At 64.8% G+C, this 24,246-nt stretch carries 23 protein-coding genes; 13 read left to right on the forward strand and 10 right to left on the reverse strand.

Features of this window, described 5'->3' with window-relative positions; translation table 11 throughout:
• Positions 1-32 precede the first annotated feature (32 nt).
• From ACFFJ7_RS16470 to ACFFJ7_RS16490, 5 genes are all read left to right on the forward strand, one after another.
• On the forward strand, positions 33-872 hold the full coding sequence (locus tag ACFFJ7_RS16470; RefSeq protein ID WP_377593778.1) for a WecB/TagA/CpsF family glycosyltransferase: 840 nt from the start codon (positions 33-35) through the stop codon (positions 870-872).
• Positions 869-2,239 (forward strand): O-antigen ligase family protein, encoded by a 1,371-nt coding sequence (locus ACFFJ7_RS16475; protein WP_377593780.1) that lies wholly within the window; start codon positions 869-871, stop codon positions 2,237-2,239. Before ACFFJ7_RS16470 ends, ACFFJ7_RS16475 begins: the two co-directional genes overlap by 4 nt.
• A 229-nt stretch (positions 2,240-2,468) precedes the next feature.
• Entirely contained in the window at positions 2,469-3,521 is a 1,053-nt protein-coding gene (locus ACFFJ7_RS16480) for an acyltransferase family protein (protein WP_377593782.1), read from the forward strand.
• Positions 3,522-3,622: 101 nt separating this feature from the next.
• A complete protein-coding gene (locus ACFFJ7_RS16485) occupies positions 3,623-5,035 on the forward strand; it encodes an exopolysaccharide biosynthesis polyprenyl glycosylphosphotransferase (protein WP_377593784.1) in 1,413 nt (470 codons plus the stop codon).
• Positions 4,969-6,024 carry a glycoside hydrolase family 18 protein gene (locus tag ACFFJ7_RS16490; RefSeq protein WP_377593786.1) on the forward strand — a complete coding sequence of 352 codons (1,056 nt, stop codon included), beginning with the start codon at positions 4,969-4,971 and terminating at the stop codon, positions 6,022-6,024. Before ACFFJ7_RS16485 ends, ACFFJ7_RS16490 begins: the two co-directional genes overlap by 67 nt.
• A 187-nt stretch (positions 6,025-6,211) precedes the next feature.
• On the opposite strand, the gene ACFFJ7_RS16495 is transcribed toward ACFFJ7_RS16490, so the two are convergent.
• Entirely contained in the window at positions 6,212-7,333 is a 1,122-nt protein-coding gene (locus ACFFJ7_RS16495; protein WP_377593789.1) for an acyltransferase family protein, read from the reverse strand.
• 367 nt (positions 7,334-7,700) lie between these two features.
• Here ACFFJ7_RS16495 and ACFFJ7_RS16500 point away from each other — a divergent pair, with 367 nt between their 5' ends.
• Positions 7,701-8,459, forward strand: a complete 759-nt coding sequence (locus ACFFJ7_RS16500; protein ID WP_377593791.1) for an FkbM family methyltransferase — start codon at positions 7,701-7,703, stop codon at positions 8,457-8,459.
• Here ACFFJ7_RS16500 and ACFFJ7_RS16505 read toward each other — a convergent pair.
• A complete protein-coding gene (locus tag ACFFJ7_RS16505; RefSeq protein WP_377593793.1) occupies positions 8,451-10,121 on the reverse strand; it encodes an FAD-dependent oxidoreductase in 1,671 nt (556 codons plus the stop codon). The genes ACFFJ7_RS16500 and ACFFJ7_RS16505 overlap by 9 nt on opposite strands.
• Before the next feature lie 204 nt (positions 10,122-10,325).
• Between ACFFJ7_RS16505 and ACFFJ7_RS16510 the strand changes: the two genes are divergently transcribed.
• The 4 genes from ACFFJ7_RS16510 (at position 10,326) to ACFFJ7_RS16525 (ending at position 13,740) form a co-directional block, all read left to right on the forward strand.
• Complete coding sequence (locus ACFFJ7_RS16510; RefSeq protein ID WP_166953974.1) at positions 10,326-10,739, forward strand: hypothetical protein; 414 nt, start codon at positions 10,326-10,328, stop codon at positions 10,737-10,739.
• Between the two features lie 67 nt (positions 10,740-10,806).
• Positions 10,807-12,141 (forward strand): lipopolysaccharide biosynthesis protein, encoded by a 1,335-nt coding sequence (locus ACFFJ7_RS16515; RefSeq protein WP_377593795.1) that lies wholly within the window; start codon positions 10,807-10,809, stop codon positions 12,139-12,141.
• Between the two features lie 136 nt (positions 12,142-12,277).
• Positions 12,278-12,886, forward strand: a complete 609-nt coding sequence (locus ACFFJ7_RS16520; protein WP_377593797.1) for a biliverdin-producing heme oxygenase — start codon at positions 12,278-12,280, stop codon at positions 12,884-12,886.
• A gap of 314 nt (positions 12,887-13,200) precedes the next feature.
• Positions 13,201-13,740 (forward strand): DNA-3-methyladenine glycosylase, encoded by a 540-nt coding sequence (locus ACFFJ7_RS16525; RefSeq protein ID WP_377593799.1) that lies wholly within the window; start codon positions 13,201-13,203, stop codon positions 13,738-13,740.
• A 36-nt stretch (positions 13,741-13,776) separates the two neighbouring features.
• On the opposite strand, the gene ACFFJ7_RS16530 is transcribed toward ACFFJ7_RS16525, so the two are convergent.
• Positions 13,777-14,256: a hypothetical protein gene (locus ACFFJ7_RS16530; protein WP_377593801.1), complete on the reverse strand. Its 480-nt coding sequence runs from the start codon at positions 14,254-14,256 to the stop codon at positions 13,777-13,779.
• A gap of 196 nt (positions 14,257-14,452) precedes the next feature.
• Here ACFFJ7_RS16530 and ACFFJ7_RS16535 point away from each other — a divergent pair, with 196 nt between their 5' ends.
• Together ACFFJ7_RS16535 and ACFFJ7_RS16540 are read left to right on the forward strand one after the other, a co-directional pair.
• On the forward strand, positions 14,453-15,844 hold the full coding sequence (locus ACFFJ7_RS16535; protein WP_377593803.1) for an MmgE/PrpD family protein: 1,392 nt from the start codon (positions 14,453-14,455) through the stop codon (positions 15,842-15,844).
• 33 nt (positions 15,845-15,877) lie between these two features.
• The gene (locus ACFFJ7_RS16540; protein ID WP_377593805.1) at positions 15,878-16,735 is read left to right on the forward strand and encodes a phosphosulfolactate synthase; all 858 of its coding nucleotides are present in this window, start codon (positions 15,878-15,880) and stop codon (positions 16,733-16,735) included.
• Between the two features lie 96 nt (positions 16,736-16,831).
• Here the strand turns inward: ACFFJ7_RS16540 and ACFFJ7_RS16545 are convergent, their stop codons facing one another.
• The 3 genes from ACFFJ7_RS16545 to ACFFJ7_RS16555 form a co-directional block, all read right to left on the reverse strand.
• Positions 16,832-18,883 (reverse strand): heavy metal translocating P-type ATPase, encoded by a 2,052-nt coding sequence (locus tag ACFFJ7_RS16545; RefSeq protein WP_377593807.1) that lies wholly within the window; start codon positions 18,881-18,883, stop codon positions 16,832-16,834.
• Positions 18,884-18,890: 7 nt separating this feature from the next.
• Positions 18,891-19,445 (reverse strand): hypothetical protein, encoded by a 555-nt coding sequence (locus ACFFJ7_RS16550; RefSeq protein WP_377593809.1) that lies wholly within the window; start codon positions 19,443-19,445, stop codon positions 18,891-18,893.
• 203 nt (positions 19,446-19,648) lie between these two features.
• Complete coding sequence (locus ACFFJ7_RS16555; protein WP_377593811.1) at positions 19,649-19,936, reverse strand: hypothetical protein; 288 nt, start codon at positions 19,934-19,936, stop codon at positions 19,649-19,651.
• A gap of 195 nt (positions 19,937-20,131) precedes the next feature.
• Between ACFFJ7_RS16555 and ACFFJ7_RS16560 the strand changes: the two genes are divergently transcribed.
• On the forward strand, positions 20,132-20,503 hold the full coding sequence (locus tag ACFFJ7_RS16560) for a c-type cytochrome (RefSeq protein ID WP_377593813.1): 372 nt from the start codon (positions 20,132-20,134) through the stop codon (positions 20,501-20,503).
• 27 nt (positions 20,504-20,530) lie between these two features.
• Here the strand turns inward: ACFFJ7_RS16560 and ACFFJ7_RS16565 are convergent, their stop codons facing one another.
• Genes ACFFJ7_RS16565 through ACFFJ7_RS16580 form a run of 4 tightly spaced genes read right to left on the reverse strand, consistent with a single transcriptional unit; the run spans position 20,531 to position 24,246 of the window.
• On the reverse strand, positions 20,531-21,028 hold the full coding sequence (locus ACFFJ7_RS16565) for a TlpA family protein disulfide reductase (protein WP_166953990.1): 498 nt from the start codon (positions 21,026-21,028) through the stop codon (positions 20,531-20,533).
• The gene (locus tag ACFFJ7_RS16570) at positions 21,025-21,729 is read right to left on the reverse strand and encodes an ABC transporter ATP-binding protein (protein ID WP_377593816.1); all 705 of its coding nucleotides are present in this window, start codon (positions 21,727-21,729) and stop codon (positions 21,025-21,027) included. Before ACFFJ7_RS16570 ends, ACFFJ7_RS16565 begins: the two co-directional genes overlap by 4 nt.
• Positions 21,726-22,946, reverse strand: a complete 1,221-nt coding sequence (locus tag ACFFJ7_RS16575; protein WP_377593818.1) for an ABC transporter permease — start codon at positions 22,944-22,946, stop codon at positions 21,726-21,728. Before ACFFJ7_RS16575 ends, ACFFJ7_RS16570 begins: the two co-directional genes overlap by 4 nt.
• The gene (locus tag ACFFJ7_RS16580; RefSeq protein ID WP_377593820.1) at positions 22,933-24,246 is read right to left on the reverse strand and encodes an ABC transporter permease; all 1,314 of its coding nucleotides are present in this window, start codon (positions 24,244-24,246) and stop codon (positions 22,933-22,935) included. Before ACFFJ7_RS16580 ends, ACFFJ7_RS16575 begins: the two co-directional genes overlap by 14 nt.

Below are 24,246 nucleotides of genomic sequence, written 5' to 3' on the forward strand. Positions count from 1 at the left end.
CGCCGGCCACCCCCGCCCCGCGAGGCCGCTACATGAACGCGCGTGATACCCTGATCTCCACGGAAGCGGCCGCACTCCCGGTGCAATCCGCCGCGTTGCCCGCACTCGACTTCCTCGGCGTCCGCCTCACCGCGCTCGACCGGCAGGCGGTCGCCGGAATCATAGCGGCGCGCGACGTGCGGGCACCCTTCGCCTATGTCGTGACGCCGAACGCGCAGCATTTCGTGAAGCTGGACAAGGGAGACGACAAGGATTTCGCCGCAGCCTATGACCACGCATGGATGCGCCTTTGCGACAGCCAGGTGGCCCGCAGGCTGGCGCGGCTGTTGTTCGGCCTGCAAATCCCTCTCGTGGCAGGCAGCGACCTGACCGCATGGCTTTTCGCGCACCACATCAGGCCGGAGGATCCGGTTACGGTCATCGGCGGCTCCGCGGAGCTGGACCGCCGCCTGCGTGAGCGGTTTCACCTCGAACATCTGTCCATGCATGTTCCGCCGATGGGCTTTATCCGCGATCCGGCCGCGGTCGAGGCGTGTGTGGATTTCGTCAACACGCATCCGGCGCGCTACGTTTTTCTGGCGGTCGGCATGCCGCAGTCGGAAATCCTCGCCTGCCGGATCGCGCAAGCCGGGCGGGCGACCGGCGTGGGCATGTGCGTGGGGAGTTCGCTGCTGTTCGTGACGGACATCACCCGCCGCGCACCGCCGGTCTGGCGGGATCTGGGCCTCGAATGGCTGTATCGCCTGCTCATCAATCCGCGCGGGCACGCAAAGCGCGTATTCGTCGATTCCCTGCCCCTGCTCGGCGTCGTGATGCGGGCTTTCCTGCGCGGCCGTGGAGCATCCGGCCTCCGCGACCGGGAGCGGGAATGACGACGTCGCCGCCCCATCCCGCCGGGTACCGGATATTCTTCCGCTCTCCCCGCGAGGCGCGGCCGGCAGGCACGCACATTCCCATCCTGCGCGGCAAAGCCGCCGACCTGCCCACTCGGGAGCACGCCGGCGTCGTGGCGCTGATCCTGCTGGCGGTGCTGCCGTTCTTCGGCCAGAGCTTCCACTACATGCACCAGTGGCCGGCGCCGTACTTTCTTTCGAAAGCGTGGCCGCTGCTCACACTGCCTCTGGCGATCGGCGGTCTGGCTTCGAAACGTCTTCCCGCGACGGGAATAATGCTCGTCATGTTCGCCTATACAGTCGGACTGACGCCGATGTTGTCGATGATCCATTTCGGCAACGGCCTGGACGACGCTCTCGCGACCACCGTCAAGGTGCTGCCCTTTTCCTACTATTTCTCGCTGTCGTTCATACTGCTCCTGTTGCGCCCGTCCCCCGCCGCGATCGCGCGCTGCATGCTCGGCTTCGGCGCGGCGACTTTCGTCATCATGCTCCTGGTCTGGGTGCTGGCGCCGTCCGAGTGGTATATGCCGCTCGAAGAGCAGAGCAAGTTCCTGATGTACGAGATCGAACGCGGCTATCGCATCTACATGCCGATGTTCTTCGGCATGCTGTTCCTGTTCTACCTCGCGCGCCGGTTTGCCGATCGGCCGGGATGGATTTCGGCCGTGCTGATCGGCGTGCTGTTCGTGCTGCTGGTGACGATCTACAAGCAGCGCATGGCCATCCTTTCCGGCTTCGTCATCGTGGTCTGGGGCGCGCTCCCGCAGCGGTTGCGGCGGGTTGCCCTGTCGCTTGGCCTGCTGGCCACGGCCATTGCATTCCTCGTGCTCGTGCAGACGCTGGAACCGTTGCTCGGGCGCGCCGGGGAAAGCCTCGGCGGATCGCTGTCCACGCGCGTCCGTTCGTTCGAATCGGCGATCAACTACATCGGCGACAGCGCGACGAACTGGCTGTTCGGCCTCGGCGCCGTGACGCGCCTGAGCCGCGTGACGCTGGAAGACATTCTCGGCAGCGCCAACTTCTATCTTGCGGACCTCGGATGGCTCGGCATCGTCTTCGAGTACGGCCTCGTCGGGGCGCTGCTGATCAGCGCGGTCTACGGCATGGCTTTCCTGATCACCTATCGCACGGCGTCCGCGACTGGCACCCCGTTCGCGAAGGCGCTGAACGACTATATCCTGTTCATGATCCTGGCCTCTCCGATCTATCCGCTCGTCTTCGTTCCGGGGGAAATGGCTACCGTACTGGCCGTGTCGGTCTATATCGCCGCTTATGCCCAGCCGGAAATCCGCACATTTTCCGGCATTGCGCGACGGATGGACGCGCCCTCCGGGAGTGCCTGACGGAGCCGCGCCGGCGCCAGAAGCGAGATCGGTACTGCCGGAAGCCGAACTCCCTCTGCCGCCTGAAATTCTGCAGCGTTATCCGGCGTGTCAAATCTATGTTAGTCTTGTACTAAGCCATGCTGAGTTCTTTTTACAAATTCAGGAGAGAAATGAATCTGACACATTTATAATATATTTGCCTAGCGATAATCAGATTATGCACGCGAGATTGAAGGTTCATGTACTCATGAACGGTCCAACCATCCCGTCTGAATATGTTTCTATACAGTATTTACGCGCCTTTGCCGCACTGTCGGTGGTCGTCGTGCATTTGCAGCCGCAGCTGGAGCGTATGGGGCAGCCCGATACCTGGTTCTACCAGCCCATCGGCGGCGTGGATATTCTCTTCGTTATCGGCGGCTTCATCATGTGGCGGACGACGCTGGGCAAGCAGCAATCGCCCGGGGCCTTCTTTCTCCGGCGCTTCTGGCGTATCGCGCCGCTGTACTGGCTGTTCACGGCGTTCATGCTTCTGGTCATGCTGATAGCGCCGCGTCTCGTGCAAAGCGCGCGCTTCGATCCATGGCATGTGCTGGCGTCGTTCGCCTTTATTCCGTATCCCAACCCGGCGACCGGCACGATGGAGCCGCTGCTCATCCCGGGCTGGACGCTGAACTACATCATGTTTTTCTATCTGCTGTTCAGCGCCGCGCTGTTGATTCCGGAAGAGAAGCGGCTGCATGCTTTCTCGGCATTGCTGCTCTCCATCGTTGCATTGCAGGTGCTCAGCCCCGCTCCGGCTACTCCGCTGTCTTTCTATACGTCGAGCATCATCCTCGAATTCCTGCTGGGGATGTGGCTCTGCGCCTGGCACCTGCGGTCGCAATGGCGGCCGAATACGACCGTGTGCCTTGTCCTGCTGATCTGCGCGTGCCTCGCCATCGGCGTGCTGCCTCACAGGTGGCCGGACCTGCCGCGCATCCTCAGTCTCGGGCTGCCGGCCGCCATCATGCTCGCGGCGGCATTGGGGCTCGAACGGGCGGGCCGGGTGCCTCGCGCACCGGGCATCAAGCTGCTGGCGAGCGCCTCCTATTCCCTCTATCTGTCGCATCCGCTGGTCCTGTCCGCGTTCGGCCAGCTCTGGCGCCGCATCTTTCCGACCAACAGCGACGTTCTGCAGTGGGCGTTCAGCCTGACGGCCGTGGCGGTCTGCGTTCTGGTCGCCATCGTCATTTACAGGACCATCGAGCGCCCGCTCGTCACCAGCCGGCCGCTGGCGCGCGCTCTTCAAGCCAAATAGACAAATAGACCAAGCCAATTAAAATTCATCGAGTAAATTTTACAAAGTAAAACCCTCATTTAAAACTGATCCGTCAAGGCGCTCATCGGAGGAAAGCGAAGATGCTCTGGACCCACGGCATGATTAACAGGCTGGTCATGCTCCTCGACGGATTGATGATCGTATCGGGGGTGCTGATTGCTCCTTCCACGGTTCCCTCCCCGGACTTCCTGGCCTTCTTCGTCTACGCCGGCATATACGTCGTGCTTTACGGCTGGGTGATGAATCTGGGCGGCGCGTTTCGCGTCGAGCACTACCTGTCGGTGCCGCGACAAATCCGGCAGGTGACAGTCGGCGTGGTGCTGGCGAGCCTGGCCGTGAGCGTGATCGACAGAACCTTCATCGCCTTCGATACGACCACCTTCACGTCCGTGGCCACGCGCGCCGGCATTGTCTGGGCAGCCATCGTCATCGGCCGCGTGACGCTGGTGCGGCTGGGAATGCACTGGGTGGAGAAGCTGGCGCTGCTGCGCCGCAAGGCCGTGATCGTGGGGAGCGCGGATGAAGCCTTGCGCGCGGCGCAGCAGTTGCGTGGCGCGGACGCTCGTTTCTTCCAGCTTGTCGGCATTTTTCTCGAAGCACCGCGCGGCGCCGCGGCTTCTTTCGGCGGCGACGTCCGGACACCGGAGGCGCCCGTGCTCGGCACGGTGGATGACCTTTTGCCGCAACTGACGCGCAACTCCTTCGACGTGGTCGTCATCGCCTTGCCGTGGAGCGAGGCCGGCACCATCGGCAGCCTGATCGAAAAGCTCAACCGGTTCGCGATCGATACGATCGTGCCGCTCACTCCGCGCATCTTCGATCTGCGTTTCGCGGCGGTGGTCAACATCGCCGCCCTGCACGGCCTGCAGGTCGTCCGCCGGCCGCTCAGAGGGTCGCTCATCCTGATCAAGTGGCTTGAGGACTATGTCGTCGCAACCATCGGCCTGATCCTCGTCTCCCCCATCCTGCTGCTGGCCGCCATCGCCATCAAGCTGGAAGGCCCCGGCCCCGTTCTGTATCGGCAAACGCGCGTCGGCTATAACAACCGCCTGTTCAGCGTCTACAAGCTGCGCACCATGACCGTCGATCCCACGGACGACGGCTCGCTCGGAACGCAGCGGGACAATCCCCGCATCACCCGCTGCGGCGCCTGGCTGCGCCGGCTTTCGATCGATGAACTGCCCCAGCTCATCAACGTCCTGAAGGGGGAGATGTCGGTCGTCGGCCCCCGGCCGCACGTCCCCAACATGCTCGTGGGCGAATCGTTGCGCTACGAAACGCTGCGCGCGTACACCAACCGCTATCAGATGAAGCCGGGCATCACGGGGTGGGCGCAGATAAACGGCATGCGCGGCGGCATCAACACCCTCGAGAAAGCCATGGCTGGTATCGAGCTCGATCTCTATTACGTAGAAAACTGGTCCCTATGGCTCGATATAAAAATCATGTTGCTGACGGTCACCAAGGGCATGGCCGGACGCGACGTCTTCTGACCCGTTACGCAGGCTGGCTGCTCGCCTGCCTGTCGGCTGTCCTCCTTCTCGCCGGCGCGGACAACGCCCGGGCGAAGGAGCGACGCCATTTTCTGGCCTACCATGCAAGCTGGTACGAGACGCCCGCCGCCACGGCGGAAGCCACGACGCTGGCCGGCATTCCCGGTTTCATGGATATCGTGGCCCTCGCCTTCGCGCGACCCGATGCCGTCTATGCGGGCGACCTCGACATCTCCCGCACCGGGCTTCAGTATCCGTATCCGGGCCCCCTCCTGAGAGACGCCATTCGCCTGCTGAAGAAACGCAATACCGGCACGCGCGTCGTCATCTCGGTCGGCGGCAAGAACTGGCATCGCTTCGACGAGCATGCGCTGGCGCGGCTTGTGCGCGATCTGGGGGCGGACGGCATCGATCTCGATTTCGAGCCGGAGGACCCCGCCTGCACGACGCTGCCGGCGGGGAAGATCGTCTGCGGGAGTTACGCGCTGTGGACTGACTACATCGAGCGCATCCGTGCCGTGCTGCCGCGTCCGTTTCTCCTGACCATTCCCGTCTGGAGCGTTGGTGCCTACGGCGAGGGCGCCTTCGCCGAAGACCAGCCCCGCAGCCCGTGGACGGGCTCCATGCTGGGCGTGCTGCGCTCATCCGCAGCCCGGCATATCGATATCGTATCCATCATGGGATATGACGCCGGGCCGCGCTACGATCCCGAGCGCGCGTTCGCCGCCTATCGCAGCGTCTGGAGCGGCCCCTTGCTGCTGGGCATCGCTTCCCAGCCCGTGGATCCCTCCTCGCCCGTGCCCACGGCCAAGGACGTGGCTAGGCTCATGGCCACCGCCCGGCGCGACGCCAAAGGCGGAGCGATGCTCTACGCCCTGCGCGTATGCTCCCCTGAAACCGGTTGCCAGCACGGCACCGACTATCGGGCGCTCGCACGGGACATGTGCCTCGCGATGCGGCTCGACGGATGCGATCGTCAGGTGCCGTGATGCGCCCGGTCGTTGTGCCGGCGCTGCAGCGGACCGGTCTCTGGCGGAAAAAGCTTGGCTTTTTCGGCGCAGGATCGACACGCGGATTTAAGCGTTTTTCGCGTTCCTGCTTCAATCAGAATGCGAAAAGCCTTGGAGCGCGTTCCGGTCGGATGGGATCATCTGACCGATAAGAATTCGTTCAAAATCAATAACTGTGTTCGTCGCCGGTATCGCCGGCTCCGGCAGGGCGGCCCGGTGGCGGCATGCGCCGCAGGTTTCTGCGGGTCGCGAGAGGGCGTTCGACCGTCAGATAGAGGGCGATGGCGACAGCGACGCAGGCCGCCATGGCAGCCGGAACGAATGTCCATGCCGGCGCGCCGATGCCGGGCAGGCCCATCTGTTTCCAGATCCGGCTGGCGGCCGAGAGCACCAGCGGATGCGACAGATAGAGGGAGTAGGAAGCGTCCCCGAGCAGCCGGAGACCGCGCCAGTCCGGGATGCCGCCGGCCTGTTCAAGCCTCAGCGCCGCCGCGACGATCACCGCCGCCGGCAGGCCGAAGCCGATGAGACGCGGCAGCTCCGGCCAGAGGGTGGGCAGCACGCTCATGGCGGCGAAACCGCCGGCCAGCAGAGCGAGGGACAGATGCACCGTCGGCCGCCGGCGCTCCCGCAGGTGCCAGACGCCGATCCATATACCCAGCAGGAATTCGAGGATGATGCTCGACGTGTAGAACGACAGCAAGGTGTCCGGCGACGGATTCAGCGCCTGCAGCGACACGATGGCGCAAAGCAGCACGGAGACGGCGATAACCCTTCCGCGGTCGGGAATCAGCAAGGCCGCGCCGAACAGCAGATAGAAGAACATCTCGTAGTTCAGCGTCCAGCCCGGGATCAGCAGCGGCTCCATCGTGCCGGTCGCCGGGTTGGGATACGGAATAAAGGCGAACGACGCCAGCACGTGCCACGGATCGAGGCGTGCGCTGTACAGCAGGTCCGGCGCCAGCAGCAGGACCGAGACGATGAACGCCGTCATCAGCCAGTACAGCGGTACGATGCGCCGGAAGCGCCTGCGGTAAAAGACAAGCGGGGTCTGCGGCCTCCCCCGCGTCGTCAGCCACATGATGAACCCGCTGATGACAAAGAAGATGTCCACGCCGCCGATGAGCCACTGGGGCCACGCACCGCCGTGGTCCAGACGTTCGAGCTGGGGCTGCAGATGGACGCCCGCAACCATCAGCGCCGCAACGGCGCGCAGATACTGGATCGAGACCCGTTCGGCGGCTTTTGGCTGCGCGAACCCGTCGCGGGCGATCAACTGTCCGTGCATCAAGGTGCCATGATTTGACATATGATTATAATAAATAGCCTTATATATGCATATCAAAATATAAAAACTGTTTTTTTACAGAATAGAATTTTTCATGACGAACTTCCACGAACCGATTTTAGCAAGAGATACGCCGGCTTTTCAACCGTTTGGAGAGGCGGGCGGGCCGGAAACCGTTGTCACCTTCCCTGATATGATGGTATGAAGCGGGCATGTTGCTGATCGTTTTTCGCTAAAGGAGATGCTGGTGCGTGTAACAGCTTCGTCAGAAACGCCTTCAGCGCATTCCCTTTCCCGCAGCCTGAAAAATATCCTCAAGCGTAGCCTTTATGTTCAGTACATCTACAGAAAACTGATCGTACCGGCGTTGAAACTGTACTCGGATACGGACGAGCTGCTGCTCCCCTCTCTCGACATCCGCACCGGCATCGACGTTGGCGCCAATGCCGGCACTTATGCGCTGCATCTCGCGCGCGTCAGCAAGACCCTTGTCTGTTTCGAGCCTGTTCCGTTCATGCAGCGGCTGCTTAACATGCTTTTCGCCGGGCAGAAACACGTCATCATCCGGAACGAAGCGCTTTCGGACAGGAACGGCGTCGCCACGCTCTCGATTCCGGTCCAGGAAAACGAGGCGGTGACAGCCATGGCTTCACTGCACACCGCGTTTCCGCAGGGACGCGACATCGCGGTCAACACCATCCGGCTGGACGACTTCTGCCGCGAGAGCGCCTGGCTCGACCCTGCTCTCATCGATTTCATCAAGATCGACGTCGAGGGCTTCGAGAACGAGGTGATCGCCGGCATGCGGGAGGTGCTGGCGAAGGCGCACCCCGTGTTGCTGATCGAGATCGAGCTGAGGCACAACTCTCGCTGTCTGGACCTGTTCGCCGAGTTGCGGGAAGCGGGCTACGCTTCCTACGTGTCGCCGGTGGGCGGAACCCTCACGCCCGTTTCCATCACCACGGCCGAGCAGCTCGGTGCCATTCAGGATCTGAACAGCCTCGCGCTGGAAAAGCCGGGCTATCGCATCAACAGCCGACGTCACTATCTGAACAATTTCTGGTTCGTCCACCCGGACAGTGTGCTGAAAGATTCCCTGAGCCGCTTCATCCACGCGTCAGACTGACGTCGGCGCCGCGACGCCGCTGCTGTCGCGCGCACCCGTTTCCCGCGCACCCGGCTCCGCCAGATGGTGGGCGAGCCGTATCGCAAGGGCGCAGGCGGTGAAGGTGGGATTGGCCTGGCTGCTCGTCGTCATGACGCCTGTCGAGGCGACGTAAAGATTCGAGAAGCCGTGCACCTTGCAGTTGCCGTCGACCACGCTCGTCGCCGGCGCGTCCCCCATGCGCATCAGCCCTTCCTGGTGATAGCCGTCCGTCAATTGCCCCAGCACGGCCGCTTCCCGCTCTTCGGCAGGGACGTGATACTCCAGCCGGCCGATGCCGGCGCCTCTCAGGCTTCGGTCAACCAGATCATACGCCCTGACAATGGAAACAGCGTCCGCGGGACAGAAGCGCAGATCGATGCGCAACGCGCCGTCGGCAGCGTCGTCGGCCAGCAGGACGGTGCTGGCGCGCTGCGGCATCTGCTCGGCATGGAAGGTCAGCGCGTAGCGCCCTGCCTTGTTGCGGATGAGGAAGCCGGGCCGGCGCGGCTTGTCGATATACCGCTGCCGCAGGATTTGCCAGGCCGCCGCCACGGTCGAGAACGGATTCAGAATGACGTTGGCGAGGTGGGCCGCATAATTCCGGTTCGTGCCGATATGAACGCGCCGGATACCCTCGGAGACGAGCAGGCGGCCGATGGCGGGAAAGCTCAGGGCCAGGAAGACGGCCGAAAGGATACCGCTGCGGTGCCGGTGATCGTGGAAAGGCGGGTTGTCGACCCAGAAGGACGTATTCAGGATTTCATGCGCGATCTGGGCCTGCGGCGTGATGGCGAGGCGGCGGCGTACCCATGTCGCGTCGTCGAGAAAGAAATCCGCGCTTTCGGCCAGTTCCGGCCTGTCGAAGACGATGTCGGCAATCGATCCGTGAACGTGCCCCATGTAGTAGTGGCCGAGCGCCCCCTCCCCGCCTCCGAAGGCCGGGGGATGGCGCCGCCGGTATTCCAGAAGCAGCTTCGTAGAGCCGAGCCCGCCGCCGGCGAGAACGTGGAAGCGTGCATTGACCGCCGCTTCTCCCCCGGCATCGCGAACGCGGATGCGGGCGTGCCCGTCCTCCTGCTCGATGGCGATCGCCGTCGTCCCGAGGCATACGGTGATGGCGGCGGCGTCCCGCAGAAATGCGCCATGGCGTTTCGGCGCCGCGCGCGTGCGCGCCCACCGTTCGAGCCGGGAAAAGGTCACGTCTCCGCTGTCGTCGAGTGCCTGGAACGCAACGGCCGGACTGCTGAACACGAGGTGCCCGCAGTCGAGGAAGGCGGCGGTCTTCTCGTAGTAGGGCGCGATATCTTCCTCGTCGATCGGCCATCCGGAATCCGCCACGAAATCGCGTGGCGCGAAATCGATGGGATCGAGCGGCATGCAGCAACCGCCCCACCACCACGAATTGCCCCCGAGAGCGCGGCAAACGGCGACGTCGAGCGGCGCATGGCGGGCCGGATCGACCACCTCGCCATAGGGCGGCAGGGATGCGCCGTCCTGCGGAAGCATGCCGCCCGCCTCGACGACGACAACGGACAGGCCGAGTTCCGCGCAGTGGATGGCGGCCGCAAGCCCCGCCGGGCCGCTCCCGACCACGCAGACATCGTGGATGCCATCGCGAGGGTATCCCGTTCGTATGGTCATGCTTGCGTCTCCAGAAGAGGCGAATGGCTCAGGCGCCCGGCCCGCCCCCAAGCCCGGGGCGGCCGCGGAGACATTGCCATCATGAGGACGCACATCCAAGCCCCCAGGAAGTCGCATAGACGGTCTCCCGCAGGGCGCTCGCTTCTGCTAGACGGTATCAGGCCGGTGCAGCCGGCTGCGGTATTGTCGAACGGGGCCGGACAAATGAGACGCATCGCGCGGACAATCGCCGCCGCAATCGTGGGCGCCGCCGGGATCGTGTTCCCGCAGGCCGACGGCGCGCGGGCGCAATCCCTTCAGGGCATGCCGCGCGAGGCGTCGCCTGAGGGCTTCATCAATCCTGAGGAAAACCCCTATCCCTTCGACCCGCGCCGCATTCTCAAGGAATATTTCGAGGAGCACCTGCCGACCTCCTGGTGGATCAACGATCCGCTGCCGCAGTTCAACTCGTTCCTCGTCACCATCCACATCCCCGCTCACTGGCGGGGCAATCCGGTGCAGGCCGTCATGACAATGTGTCCCGAACACAACGATTCGCTCTGGAACGGCCTGAAAACGCTGGACCTGCAGCCCTATTACCAGCGCAGGCCATGGCCCACGGTAACGTGCCGGCCGTAAGCGGCCCGGACAACCGTCAACGGCGGCAGCGCACCGCGGGCGCGCCAGTTTCCGGGGAGAATTCTTGATGGGATCCATGGTCAGCCGGTTATGGTCGCTTGCTCCCGCAATGGCCGTCTACGGGGTCGGCGTTGTCGTGCGGGGCATGGAGGTGATCGGGAAATTCCTCCTGTACGTGCTGGCGGCCCGCCGGTTCGGCGTTTTCGAAGCCGGGCTGTTCTTTCTGTGCCTGACATGGATGGGGCTCGCTTCCACCATCGCGCGCATGGGGCTGGAGCGCGCGCTGACACGCCATCTGGCTGCGGCAGCCGCCGTGAAGGACTTTTCCTCGGTGCGGTCTGATCTGCTGAAAGGCATGCTGCTGACGACCTGCGGAGGCGTCGTCGCCGCCTTGCTGACCTATGCCTTCGCCGAGCCGGTGTCGATTCACCTCTTCGGCGAACCCGCGCTGGTGGCCCCGATGCAGACGGCAGCGCTCGCCATCGTTCCGTGGACGCTGAGCGTCGTCATCGGCGGCATTCTGGCCGGTTTCCAGCAGGGTGTGCTCGCCCAGCTCATCCAGAACTCGCTATGGCCGGCCCTGACCGTGTTGGGCCTGGTCGCCCACGCCGCGAACACCATCGAGGACCTGCTCGTGTTTCTGGCGGCGGCCATGCTGGCGGCGGCGGCTCTGGGTGTCCTCCCGATCCTGCGTTTCCTCGCGCGCCACCCGGCAAGCGCGACGGATACCACGACCTCCCCGGCACTTCCGGAAGGTGTCTACGCCATGCCCGCGCTGTGGCGCACGGCGCTGCCGCTGAGCGTCGTCGAGATCGTTCAGGTCTCGCTCAGTTCCCTCCCCATGCTGGCGCTGGGCATGTTCACGGATGCGTCGACTGTCGGCGCCTTCAGCGTGGCCCATCGCATATCCATGATGATGTGGGTCGTCATCCTCGCCATCGGCACGATCTCCGCGCCGCGCTTCGCTGCCAGCCACCGGCGCGGCGACATGGCGGAGCTGCGGCGCGTCAATGCGAATACCCGGCTGTGCATCACGCTGCTCGGGGTCCCCATGATCGCGGTGATGATGCTGTTCCCGTCCCATCTGCTGTCCATCCTGGGGAACGGCTTCGAGATCGCCGCCACGGCGCTCGTCATCATGGCGGCGGGCCAGCTCGTGAACTGCCTGCTGCCCTGTCAGGACATCCTGCTCGCCATGACGGGATATGGCGTTCAGCTCCGCACGCTGAATCTCCTGCAGTTCTTCACCTGCATCGTTCTGGGCGCAATCCTGCTGCCGGCCTTCGGCCTTGTCGGCTGCGCCATCGTGACCGCGATCTGCATAGCCCAGGGCGCCATCGGCGCCACAGCAATCGTCTGGCGCGTCATGCCGGAGGCGCTGCGGCCGCCCCGCGCGGCATGAAATATCATCGCGCGGGCAGCCGAGGTGAGGCTATATGCAACGCGGCGATTCATGCTAGAGGGGTGGGCGCGATGCCTTTTCCCACGGTCCCTGCACAGGCGAGCGATACCTTGAACATTTCCCGACGGTTGTTCTCATGACGATCACGACATCCGACCCATCCCTCGATAATGCCGACAGCCGCTCGCGGCGCCTGAAGGCGCTGACGCATGAAACGCATGACCGGCTCGACAAATCGATCATGGCGGCGGATCCGTTCGGGAGCGTAGAGGGGTACACGCGCTTTCTCGGCGTGCAGCACCGTTTCCATCGCGACATAGACGCGCTCTACAACGATCCCGGTCTGCGCGCCCTGTTGCCGGGCCTTGCCGAACGGCGGCGCCTCGGGCTGGTTGCGGCCGACCTCGCCGATCTGCGCGCGGACGCTCCGGCCGGCGACACACCGCCGTTCTTCACGCCGGATACGGTCGACACGGCCACCGCGCTGGGCTGGCTCTATGTGGCGGAAGGCTCGAACATGGGCGCCGCGCTGCTGCGCAAGATGGCCGAGAAACTCGGCCTGTCGGATACGTTCGGCGCGCGGCATCTCGCCCCCGCGCCGGAGGGCCCCGCGGCGCACTGGCGGACATTCACCGCCTCGCTCGACGCGGCGACACTCGCGCCGGAGCAGGAGGCGCGCGCAGTCGCAGGCGCGCAGACCGCCTTCGCCCGCGTCCAGCAGTACGTCGACACCGCGTTCGCCTGACCGCGGACCGGCCAGACGTCCGTGTCATGAAGCGCCGCAGGTCTCGAAGCGCCGCAAGTCTCGAAGCCCAACAATTCTCGCGGGCAAGGCCGATCCGCGTCACGTGGACGCGGCATCGGCAGGCTTCCGCATGATGGGTATCTGACAGAAGCAGTCGGAAACGACGATGCTGACGCTATAACCGGTCATGAAGACGGACGGAGTGCCGCGCGCCGGCACCAGTAGCGATATATCGTGCAGCGGTTCCTCACGAACCGGGGTGTTTTCAGCCGCTGCAAGGGAGGTTGTCTGTGTTTCCGCCCTTTGATGCCGGGATGACGGCAGTCGATCTGGCGCGCGCGCTGATCGGCGCGCAGCTTGTCGTCCGGGGGGCTGGCGGCATCATCATCGAGACCGAGGCTTACGGACGCGACGATCCCGCCTCGCACAGCTTTCGCGGCCCGACCGCCCGGAACGCCGCCATGTTCGGGCCCGCCGGCCATGCCTATGTCTACCGGTCCTACGGTATCCATCTTTGCCTCAACGTGGTCGGGCGCCCCGGCGAAGCCGTGCTGATCCGGGCGATCGAACCGCGGATCGGGCTCGGGATCATGCAGGCACGGCGGCAAGGCAGAATGCCGCTCTGCGCCGGGCCGGGCCGTGTGGCGCAGGCGCTTGGCATCGCCCTGACGGACAACGGCGCTCCGTTCGATGGTGGACAACTGTCTCTGGTCCTGCTGCCCGCAGCATCGCCGGCGGACATCGTGACCGGGACACGCATCGGCATTTCCCGCAACCTTCATCAGCCCTGGCGCTTCGGGCTTGCCGGCGCGGCGGGCCTCAGCCGGCCGTTTCCGGCGGCGGCTCCTTTCTGACGGATGCGGCGGCCGGCGGGATCGGCATTCGCGACATCAGAGGCCCACGGGAAGGCGGGCATGCACGAGGCGATAGCTTCGGGCGATCATCATTTCCAGACGGTCGCGGCCCGACCGGGCGATCGCCGCCACCGGGCGCACGCTGAACGGCCGCGCGCCCGTCACGCCTTCAGGCTGGTGCAGCAGCGCCGCCATATGCCCGATGAGCGCCTCCTCCTCCGGCACGAGCAGCGGATGCTCGATCTGCTCCGGCCGACCGCAACCTGCAGGACAAATTCTTTCAAAAACATCCAATAATAGATCCATATACTGATAATAATCGAGATTCCGCAGGCGAATAGACAGCATATGCACCGCGACTGCTGTCGTGGGCGCGCCATGGCGCCAGCCGCGGAACAGCGACACCAGCAGCACCTCATCCGGCTCCAGATCGGAGAAGCCGATCGGTTCCCCGCCCGGCTCCGCACCGGAAAAGCTGTCTGCGCGATCGGTATCACCGTTTTCAGACCTGCTCATTGCTCACCCCGTTTACTGAGTTATAGAAACTTAAATATACAACATGCCGATTGACTCTCAATACATAAGCAAATAACGATGAGACTCGCAATAACGTTGATCGCCAGAGTCGATCATAAATAAATAATAATTCCAGATTATTTTTTCTGGAATAATTACATTTTTTGCCTTCACGACAACGGTGCAAGGAGAGAATATGAACGCCCACAATTCGGATCCGAAAGACACCGAGGTTCGTCGCCTCGGCCGCTTCGTTGCGTCCGCGGATGCCGCCTCGCTGTCCGCTGAGGCCCGCGATGAGCTGAAGAAGCGTATCCTCGATAGTATCGGCGTGGCAATTGGCGCTCTCGATGGAGAGCCTATCAAGTATATCCGCACGCATGTGGAGGATTTCGGTGGCAGACCGCTCGCCACCCTGATCGGCGGCGGCAAGACGGCGCCGGACCGTGCGGCGTTCTACAACGGCGCGCTCGTCCGCTACCTCGATTTCATGGATAGCTATCTCGCCAAGGGCGAGACCTGCCACCAGAGCGACAATCTCGGCGCGGTGCTCGCCGCCTCCGAATACGCCGATCAGGACGGCGATGGATTCCTCGCGGCGCTCGCCGTGGCCTATCAGGTGCAGGGTCGGCTGTGCGATGTCGCGCCGGTGCGCGCCAGGGGCTTCGACCACACCGTGCAGGGTGCCTATGCAGTGGCGGCCGGCGTCGCGCGGGCGTTGCGGCTCGACGCCGGGAAGACGGCGAACGCCATCGCCATCAGCGGCACGTGCAACAACGCGCTGCGCGTGACGCGCACGGGCGCTCTGTCGCACTGGAAGGGCCTCGCCTATCCGAACACCGCTTTCGTGGGCACGCATGCCGCCTTCCTCGCCTATCGCGGCATCACCGGGCCGGAGGAAGTGTTCGAGGGCAACAAGGGCTTCAAGGAAGCAATTGCCGGGCCGTTCGAGATCGACTGGTCGAAGGAAGATCTCGAAAACGTGAAGCTGTCGATCATCAAGAAATATAACGCCGAGATCCATTCGCAGTCCTCCATCGAGGGCGCGCTGGAACTACAGAAACGGCATGGCTTCAAGGCCGATGAGATCGACGGCATCGAGATCGACATCTTCGACGTCGCCTATCACATCATCGGCGGCGGCGAGGAAGGCGACAAGACCGTCATCCGCACCAAGGAGGAGGCCGACCACTCGCTGCAATACATGGTCGGCGTGGCACTGATCGACGGCAACGTCCTGCCCGCGCAGTACGAGCCCGGGCGCATCCTGCGCGACGACATCCAGGGCCTGCTGAAACGCTTCACCGTGCGCCCCAGCCAGGATTACACGGACCGCTTCCCGCAGGAAGTTGCGACGACCATCACCGTGACGTTGAAAGACGGCCGGAAATTCTCCATCGACAAGACGGATTACGAAGGCTTCCGCACCCGCCCGATGAGCTGGGAAACGGTCATCGCCAAGTTCAACGGCCTCGCGGAGCCGTTCACGTCAGAGCGTGCCCGCACGTCGATCGTGGACGCGGTGCGGAACATCGAGAAGCTGCGCATCCGCGACTTCGCGACCATCCTCGCGAACCTCAACGCCTGATTTCCCCCCAACCGACCAAGCAAGGAGATAGCCATGAGCACGGAAGAAATCGCCCGGGAGCAGTCCGAAGTCTGGAAGAACCGCCTGTTCCCCTTCGTGCCGATGAACAACCGCGACCCGAAGCCGCGCACGAAGTCGATCACCGAAATCCGGGGGCCGTACTATGCATCAGTCACGCCGACCTATCTTCGGGAAATACTCGAAGTATTCGGAGAGCACATCGACGGCTTCAAATTCTCCGGCGGCTCTTTCTCGTTGCTGCCGGAAGAGGCGGTGAGGAAATACCTCGACACCTGCCACGATCACGGCCTCTACGTCTCGACGGGCGGATGGATCGAGAACGTGCTGGCGCGTGCCGCCCATCATGTCGATGACTACATCGCCGAGGTGAAGCGGCTCGGCTTCGATTATGTCGAGCTGTCCACCGGCTTCATCCAGTTGCCGGTGCCGGACCTGCTGCGCCTCGTCGAGAAGGTGAAGAAGGCCGGGCTGAAGGCCAAGCCCGAGATCGGCATCCAGTTCGGTGCCGGCGGCGACACCTCGCGCGAGGAACTGGAGGCGGAGGGCACGCGCGACCCGCAGATCCTCATCGACACCGCACGGGCGGCGCTCGACGCCGGCGCCGACATCATCATGATCGAATCCGAAGGCATCACCGAGAACGCCGATCCGTGGCGCACTGATGTCGCGGCCAGGATCATGAAGGAGGTCGGGCAGGCGAACGTCATGTTCGAGGCGGCCGATCCCAAGGTGTTCGAGTGGTACATCAAGAACTATGGCATCGACATCAACCTGTTCGTCGACCACAGCCAGATCTTTCAGCTCGAATGCCTGCGCCGCGGTGTCTGGGGCACGAAGAGCACTTTCGGCCGCATCACCACGCATCGCTGAGCCGTCCTGCCCGGCCTGAAGCCGGCGCTCCGGGAATGTCTCCCGGAGCGCCTTTTCGCGGGGGACGTCTGGAGACTGCCGCGCACTGGCCGGCCGTCAGCTCCGCCGCCCCGACAGCAGGGAACGGATGAGCACGGCGATCGTGGTGCCGTTGTGAAGCGTCGCAGTCGCGAGCGATGGCAGAAGGCCGGATACCGCGCCGGCGAGGATGGCGGAATTCACGCCCACCGCCACCCTGAAATTCGAATGAATCAGCTTCATCGCGCCCTGCGACAGGCCGAGCACCGTTGCAAGCGACGCGAGGTGATCGTCCAGCAGAATGATGTCGGCGGTGGCACGGGCGATATCGGCGGCGCGTGGCATGGCGATGCCGACATCCGCCATCATGAGCGCCGGCCCGTCGTTCACGCCGTCCCCGACATAGGCGACGCGGTGCCCCGCCGCCTTGAGGTCCGCCACGATGCGGGCCTTGTCTTCAGGCTGCTGTTCATAGTGGACATCGTCGATCCCGAGCGCTTCGCCGAGCGCAAGCGCCTTGACGCGATGATCGCCGGTGATCATGACGAGACGTCTGATGCCCGCCTCGCGCAGACGGCGGAGCGTGTCCCCCGCTTCCGCGCGCACCCGGTCGCGCAGGGCGAAAACGGCGAGCGGGCGGTCGTTGCATGCCGCATAGAGCAGCGACTTGCCCTGTGACTGGAAGTCCCGCACCAGTTCCCGTTCGCGGGCGAATGAGATGTGCTCGTCGTCCTCCAGATAATGGCGGCTGCCAAAGCGCACGACGTCCCCGCCGATCATGCCCTGAACGCCGTGACCGACGATGAAATTCACCTCCTCGTGGTCCACATGGGCGAGCTTGCGGGCGCGGGCCAGTTCGACGACCGCGCGCGCGATCGGATGGGACGTGTGTTCGCCCAGCGACGCGACGATCGCCACGGCGCGGTCCTCGGTCAGCCGATCGGCAAGCGGCACGATGTCCGTCACTTCGAGGGTGTTGTGGGTCAGCGTCCCCGTCTTGTCGAATACGACGGTGTCGACGCCGGCCAGCGTCTCCACGGTCTGGCCGCTTTTCACCAGGCAGCCGCGCCGGGCCGCGTTGTACATCGCCGTCTTGAGGGCAATGGGCGTGCCGAGCTTCACGGTGCAGGAATAGTCGACCATGAACACGGATTCGATGCGCCGCCAGTCCCGCGTGACGGCGAAGACACCCGCGGCCGAAGCCAGCGTGATGCCGACGCGCCGGTCAGCCAGCGCCTCGGAGACGGACTCGATTTCCGCCGGGCGCTCAAGCGCCTCCTGAATATAGCGGGTGATGCGCCCCGTGGTCGTGGCCTCGCCCACGCGCTCCGCCCGGATCACGAGACGTCCGTCCGTGACGATGCTGCCGGCAAGCGCCTCGTCGCCATGCGAACGGGGAATCGGCAGGCTCTCGCCCGTCACCGCCGACTGGTCGACATAGGCGTCGCCCGACACCACGCGGCCGTCCACGGGAACGGTTTCGCCGAGGCCGACCGCCACGTGCTCCCCGCCCTTCAGGCTCGCGAAAGGCGTCTGTGCCAGCTGACCGCCGGGAAGCTCCACCCACACATCGTCCGGCTTGCGGTGCAGCAGGGAGCGCAGCAGCTCATCGGAACGCTCCACGGTAGTGGACTCGATATAGGTGGCAAGTTCCATCAGGAAGCGGGTGAAATTGGCGGTGACGAAGCGGCCGCGCAGCGTCGGCACGCCGATGGCCAGCGCGTCGAGCACCTCGACCTTGAGACCTTCTGTAGCGGCGGCCGCAACCCCGCGCACGATCGTGCCCGCCACATTGGCGGCGGTGAGCAGGCGCGCGGCATCGCGCGGCAGCACGAGCGAGGCCAGCACCGCCGCGCCCGCCAGCGCCAACTGCGACCCTTCCGTGCCCGGCGTCGGCTGCACCAGCGGATAGGCCGCCGGCGGCGGATGAGCGGCGTCGGCCAGTATGCGTGTCCGCACCTGCGGATCGCCGTCGTAACGCACCACGAGCGAACCGCAGCCGGGGTTGACGCGCACGCGGGCGACGCCGGGAACATCGCGCACGGCGGCCGCCGCGCGGGCGAGCGCATCGGGGGTTTCCGCCAGCTTCAGACGCAGACGTCCCGGCAGTTCATGAACGACCCGCACCATGGCCCGCTCAGTTGCCTGCCTGGAAGAAGCGCGGCGCGATCACGGACGGATCGCTGTCAGCAGGTTGCCGGGCCGGCTCCTGTGCCGGTGCCGGTTCAGGTGCTGCGCCGACACCCGCCGCACCGGCGTCGGGCGTCCGGGTGGCGGCAGCCGCCCCGGCCTCGGGCCCGGCCGTGGCCGCAGCGGCCACTTCAGCCTCGGCATCGTGCAGCTTTTCCTTCAGCTCCTCCACGCCGCCCTGCACGGCCGTCCAGAGCTGCACGGCCGTGCGCATGATGGTGCGCTGGGCCGCTTCGTTGGTGAGAAGCCAGGCGGCGCCCGCGCCGATCAGCAGGCCCTTGACGAAGGAGTCCGCCCCCGGATGCGCATGAAGGTTCGCCCCCGCCAGCCCGGCGCCTCCCGGAAACGGGCCTCCCGCGAACGGGTTCGGACCGAAGCCACCACCTTGCGGATCGCCCTGCTGCGCGTCGGCCCCCTGCTGCTGGCCGGCCTGCGCGCCGGGGCCGGTGCCGTAAAAATGATAGTGGTAATGAATACCCTGCTCATCCTGCTTGTTCGACATGATCGTTTCCCAGCTCCGTTAAAGCGTTTTCAAACAAAGTGGATACCGGTTTGCGTGAAGAAAGCGCGTAATATCAAAAACTTATAGCATTTTGGCGTTTCAATGAAATGTCGAAATGCTATAGAGCGCGTTCCGATCGGAATTCGCTCAAAATAGGAATCTAAAATCTGTCCTGTTTCAACGTAAACAGGACAGATTTTAGGTCAGTTTGCAGGCGGCGGGGCGTCGCGAGACGGAGCAGCGGCGGGCGCGGCCTCACCTCGGAAAACGCCAGAAACCGCCGCGCGCACTTCGGGACGGCGCGCGAGGACGACAAGGCCCGCGCCGATCGCCGCTCCCACCCAGAAGTTCGAACCGCTGGCGCGGGCGATGCGGGTGAGGTTGGAGACGCTGAAGCCATCCTTGAGCACACCTTCCAGAACGTCGAGCGCATCGATGCGCTGGCCCTGCCCCGGCCCATAACCATTCCACCGATAGTTTTCCTGAGACATGATCGTCCTCATTTTCTGTTCCGACGGATACAAGAAGTTTCAATAACAACTCAATATCGCATCATGATTGTGTATCAATCGTTCAAAATTAACATGCTTGCCACTCTAGCCTGCGATTGATAATAAGAAAATGCTCTTGCGCCATTCGAAATTAAAATTCTTCCGAAGCGTGCGCATGTACTTATTGGAAACGGCATGGCTATTCCCTTTTCTCCGGAAACGGCAATACATGAACAGCATTCCCGGCTGCGCGGGGCGCGAATCGTCGTCGTCTCGCTGGCGCTTTGCTGCCTGCCGCAGCCGGCGGCTGTCGCCGGGGAAGCGGTCGACGGCAGGCAGCTGTTTGACGAGGCCTGCGCCGCCTGCCACGGGCCTGGCGGGCAGGAGACCGTGCGCGGTCGTGCCCGCCGGCTCGACTCCCTGTCCGCAGATGCGGTCCGCGATTACCTGATGGCCGCCCGTACCATCGACACGCCCGCCCGGCCCTACCAGCGGCTCAAGAAAGGGCTGAGCGACGCGGAGGTCGAGGCGCTCGCCAGCTATGTCGGGCAGTTTCTCACGCATTGAGGCGTTCCCGTCCTGTGGTGGCCTGCGCTACAGCAGCCCGGCCAGCTTCGCTTCGAGCCCGGCGATATCCACCGGCCCGACGATCTTCTCGATCAGGCGGCCCTCGCCGTCGATCAGGAAGGATGTCGGGGCGCCGACCACCTGATAGCGATCGGTCGTGATCTTCAGGCCGTCGAGCAGCACGGGAAAGGAAACGCCGAGCCGCGCGGCTGCCCGCTGCACGGCCGCATCCGGCTCGCCCATGTTCAGCGCCAGCACCGTGAAGCCGCTGCCCCTGTCCCGGTTAGCGCGATAGACGGCGTCGAGCGCCGGCATCTCGGCGATGCATGGCCCGCATCCGCCAGACCAGAAGTTGAGCAGCACCACCTTGCCACGGAAATGCTCCAGCTTCACCAGCGTGCCGTCGAAGGTGATCGCGGCGATTTCGGCCACGGGCTTGCCCCGGGCAATCTCCTGCTCCGCCTTGCAGCCGACGAGCAGCGCCGCCATTGCGAAGGCGGACAGCCAGGCCATGCGACGTTTCATGCAACCCTCCTGCCATGCTGGAGCCGGATGACGTAATCCGTCTGCGCCCCCAGATCCGGATTGTGCGTGACCAGAATGATCGTGCGCCCGCCGGCCTGCAACTCCTTGAACAGCCCCATGACCCGTTCCTCGTTGCCTTCGTCGAGGTTTCCCGTCGGCTCGTCGGCAAGGATGAGGGCGGGGTCGTTGATGAGCGCGCGGGCGATGCAGACGCGCTGCTGCTCTCCGCCCGAGAGCTGCGAGGGCAGATGGTCCGCCCGGTCGGCAAGCCCGATGCGGTCGAGCGCCTCCATCGCCTCCCCCCGGTCGGCCATGGAGTGGTAGTACTGGGCGAGCATCAGGTTCTCCACCGCCGTCAGATACGGAATGAGGTGGAACTGCTGAAAGACGAGACCGATCTTCTCGCGGCGAATGACAACCTGTTCCGCTTCCGTCAGCCGGGCGGTTTCCACGCCGTCGAGCCGGTAGGAGCCGCCGGTCGGTATGTCGAGCAGCGACAGGATGTTGAGCAGCGTCGTCTTGCCCGACCCCGATGGCCCCATGATGCCGACGAACTCCCCGGCAAAGACGTCGAAGGTGACGTTGTCGACAGCGCGAACCGATCCGAAATCCTTGGTCAGGCTGTCGAGGCCGATGACCTTGCGGCGCGTTTCATCGGTGGATAGCGGCGCTTGCCGGGCGATCTGGTTCACCGCGTTCATTCTCCTCTGAGCACACGGGCGGGCACGACATTCACCGCGCCGCGAACGGGCAGCACGGCCGCGAGCAATGCGGCGAGCAGCGACACGCCGAGCGTGAGCGGCACGACGACCGGCCGGAAGGTTACCCACGCGCCGAACACCGCCTGCCCCAGCAGTTGCGCGAGGCCGAAACCCAGCAGCAGCCCGATCGCGACCGCCGCGAGGCAGATCGCCGCCGTCTCGGCCAGTATCTGCGCCACGATATCGCGGTTCGAGGCGCCGAGCGCCTTCTGCAGGCCGATCTGCGGCGTGCGCTCGGTGATCATGGCCGTCAGCGTCGCGTTGACGCTGAGCGTGGTGATGACGAGAATGATGGCGGCGACAAGCGCCATCAGGCCCTCGATACGCTTCAGAATCTGACCGTCGTTTTCGGATACCTTGCGGATCGGGCGGGCGTTGAGTTCCGGGAAGCGTTCCGTCAGCGCCGCCGTGATGGCGTCGGCCTCCGGCCCCTGCGCCGCGACGCTGACCATGGCGAAATCGGCGCGGCCCGGCATGCCGAGCAGCCGCTGCGCCAGCCCCAGGTTGACGACGATCTGGCTGTCCTCGTTTTCGCCGGTGTCCATGACACCCTTCACCGTCACCCGCGCCTGCGCACCGTCGGCGCCGGCGATGGTGACGACGCTTCCGGGCGCGAGTTCCATGCTCTGCGCCAGCCGGCGGCCGACCATGGCGTTGCGGTCGTCGAAATCTGCGCTCACCCACGAACCTTCCACCTGCCAGTAGGGCGAGATGGCGTGGAGTGCGGCGAGGTCCGCCCCCATGAGAACCGCGTTGCCGAGATCGAGCCGGACCAGCCCGTAAAGATATGGACTACCGCCGACCAGCTTCTCCGGCGGAATGGCGGCGACGGCCGCGCGCAGCATCGCCTCGTCGACGCCGCGCCGGCCGGGCGCGTCCGCCTCCACCTCGCGCGGCGAGACGATGAGATTGGGGCCGAAGGCGCGCAGCTCCTGGCTCATCTTGATCGAGATATCGAAATAGAGGCTGGTCAACGCGGAAACGATCGCCGCGCCGATGACGATGGCGCCGAGCGCGATCTCCAGCCGCCCGCTGCGTACGAGCAGCGAGCGCCAGACAAGGTGCGCGAACATTGCCAGCCGCGCGACCGGCCGGCCGCGACGGGCACCTACGGGAGCCGTAGCCGGGACGGCGGTGGGGGTGTTACTGTCGGCCATGCAGCACCTCGGCCGGCAGCAGCGAGGCGATCTCGCGCGATGACACGATAGACCCGACCAGCACCGTGATGACGGACGTCACCAGCACCACGGGAACGGTGATGGGCCGCACGTCGACGCCGGTGCCGAACACACTCCAGCCCACGCCCTGCGCCATGAGGTAGCCCGCGACGACGCCGATGGCGCCGCCGGCCAGCCCGACGATCACGGCCTCCCCGATGAACAGCAGGTAGATCTGCCACGGCGCGGCGCCCAGCGCCTTCATCAGGCCTATTTCGGCCGCGCGCTCGGCGATGGTCGTCGTCGTCAGCGCCGAGACCGCCACGGCGGCGGCGATGATCGCGGCCACGCTGACCACGAACAGCAGGCTCTGGATGCGCCCGATCACCGCGCCCTCGCCCGACGCCACCTGCCAGATGGGCCGTGCGGAGACGCCGGGGATGGCCTCCTCGATCTGGTGAGCGATGGAACTGACGTAGGCGGTGCAATACCAGACATCGTATTCCTCCGGCGTCAACGCTTCCGCGCCCCGGCTCGCCTTGCGCGACAGGTCGTTTTCGGCCACCGTGAGCGCGCTCACGTCGATGGACTGGAACTTGCCGGGCTGGCCGGCGAGCTTTTGCACGAAGCCGAGCGGCGCGACCAGCGCCTGATCCTCGATGTCGCCCGTGGTGAGGATGCCCGTCACCCGCACGACGGCCGCGGTCGCCAGCGGCGTTTCCGGCGCGGCCAGCGCCAGCTCCGCGCCCACGGCCGCGCCGAGCCGCTGCGCCAGTCCGCCGCCGATGAGAACGCCGACCGGGCCGTCGCCCGCTTCGTCGGCCGGCCAAGCGCCCGCGACGTGCCAGAACGGGTTGACGGTGCGCACCCCGGTGCGATAGCCGGGATCGTCGGGCAGCGGCACGTTCCTGTCGAAATAGGTGCCGATGAGGCTGAACTCCGGCGCGCTACCCTGATCCGCCGCCACGACCGGCAGCGTCAGCCGCGGTGCGAAGCCGACGATATTGTGCCGCCAGAAAATATCCTTGAGCTTCGGCAGACCGGCCTCGTCGATGAAGTCGCGCCCCCGGAGAGGGTTGAAATCCCGCCCGCCGATGATCAGGGGCATGTTCTCCGAGCGCGGCGTTACACGGATGTTCGACCCGTAGGCCTTCATCTCCGTCGCCATCTTGTCGCCGACATCGACAGAGAGCGCGAACAGCGTGGTGATCAGCGCGGCGGAAAGCGCCACCGTGATCGCCGCCAGCGCCTTGCGCTTCCGATTGCCGGCGAAGGACTGGCGCAGCATGCGCACGAACAT

The organism is Pseudochelatococcus lubricantis (assembly GCF_042432495.1).
Taxonomy (GTDB): Bacteria; Pseudomonadota; Alphaproteobacteria; order Rhizobiales; family Beijerinckiaceae; genus Pseudochelatococcus; species Pseudochelatococcus lubricantis.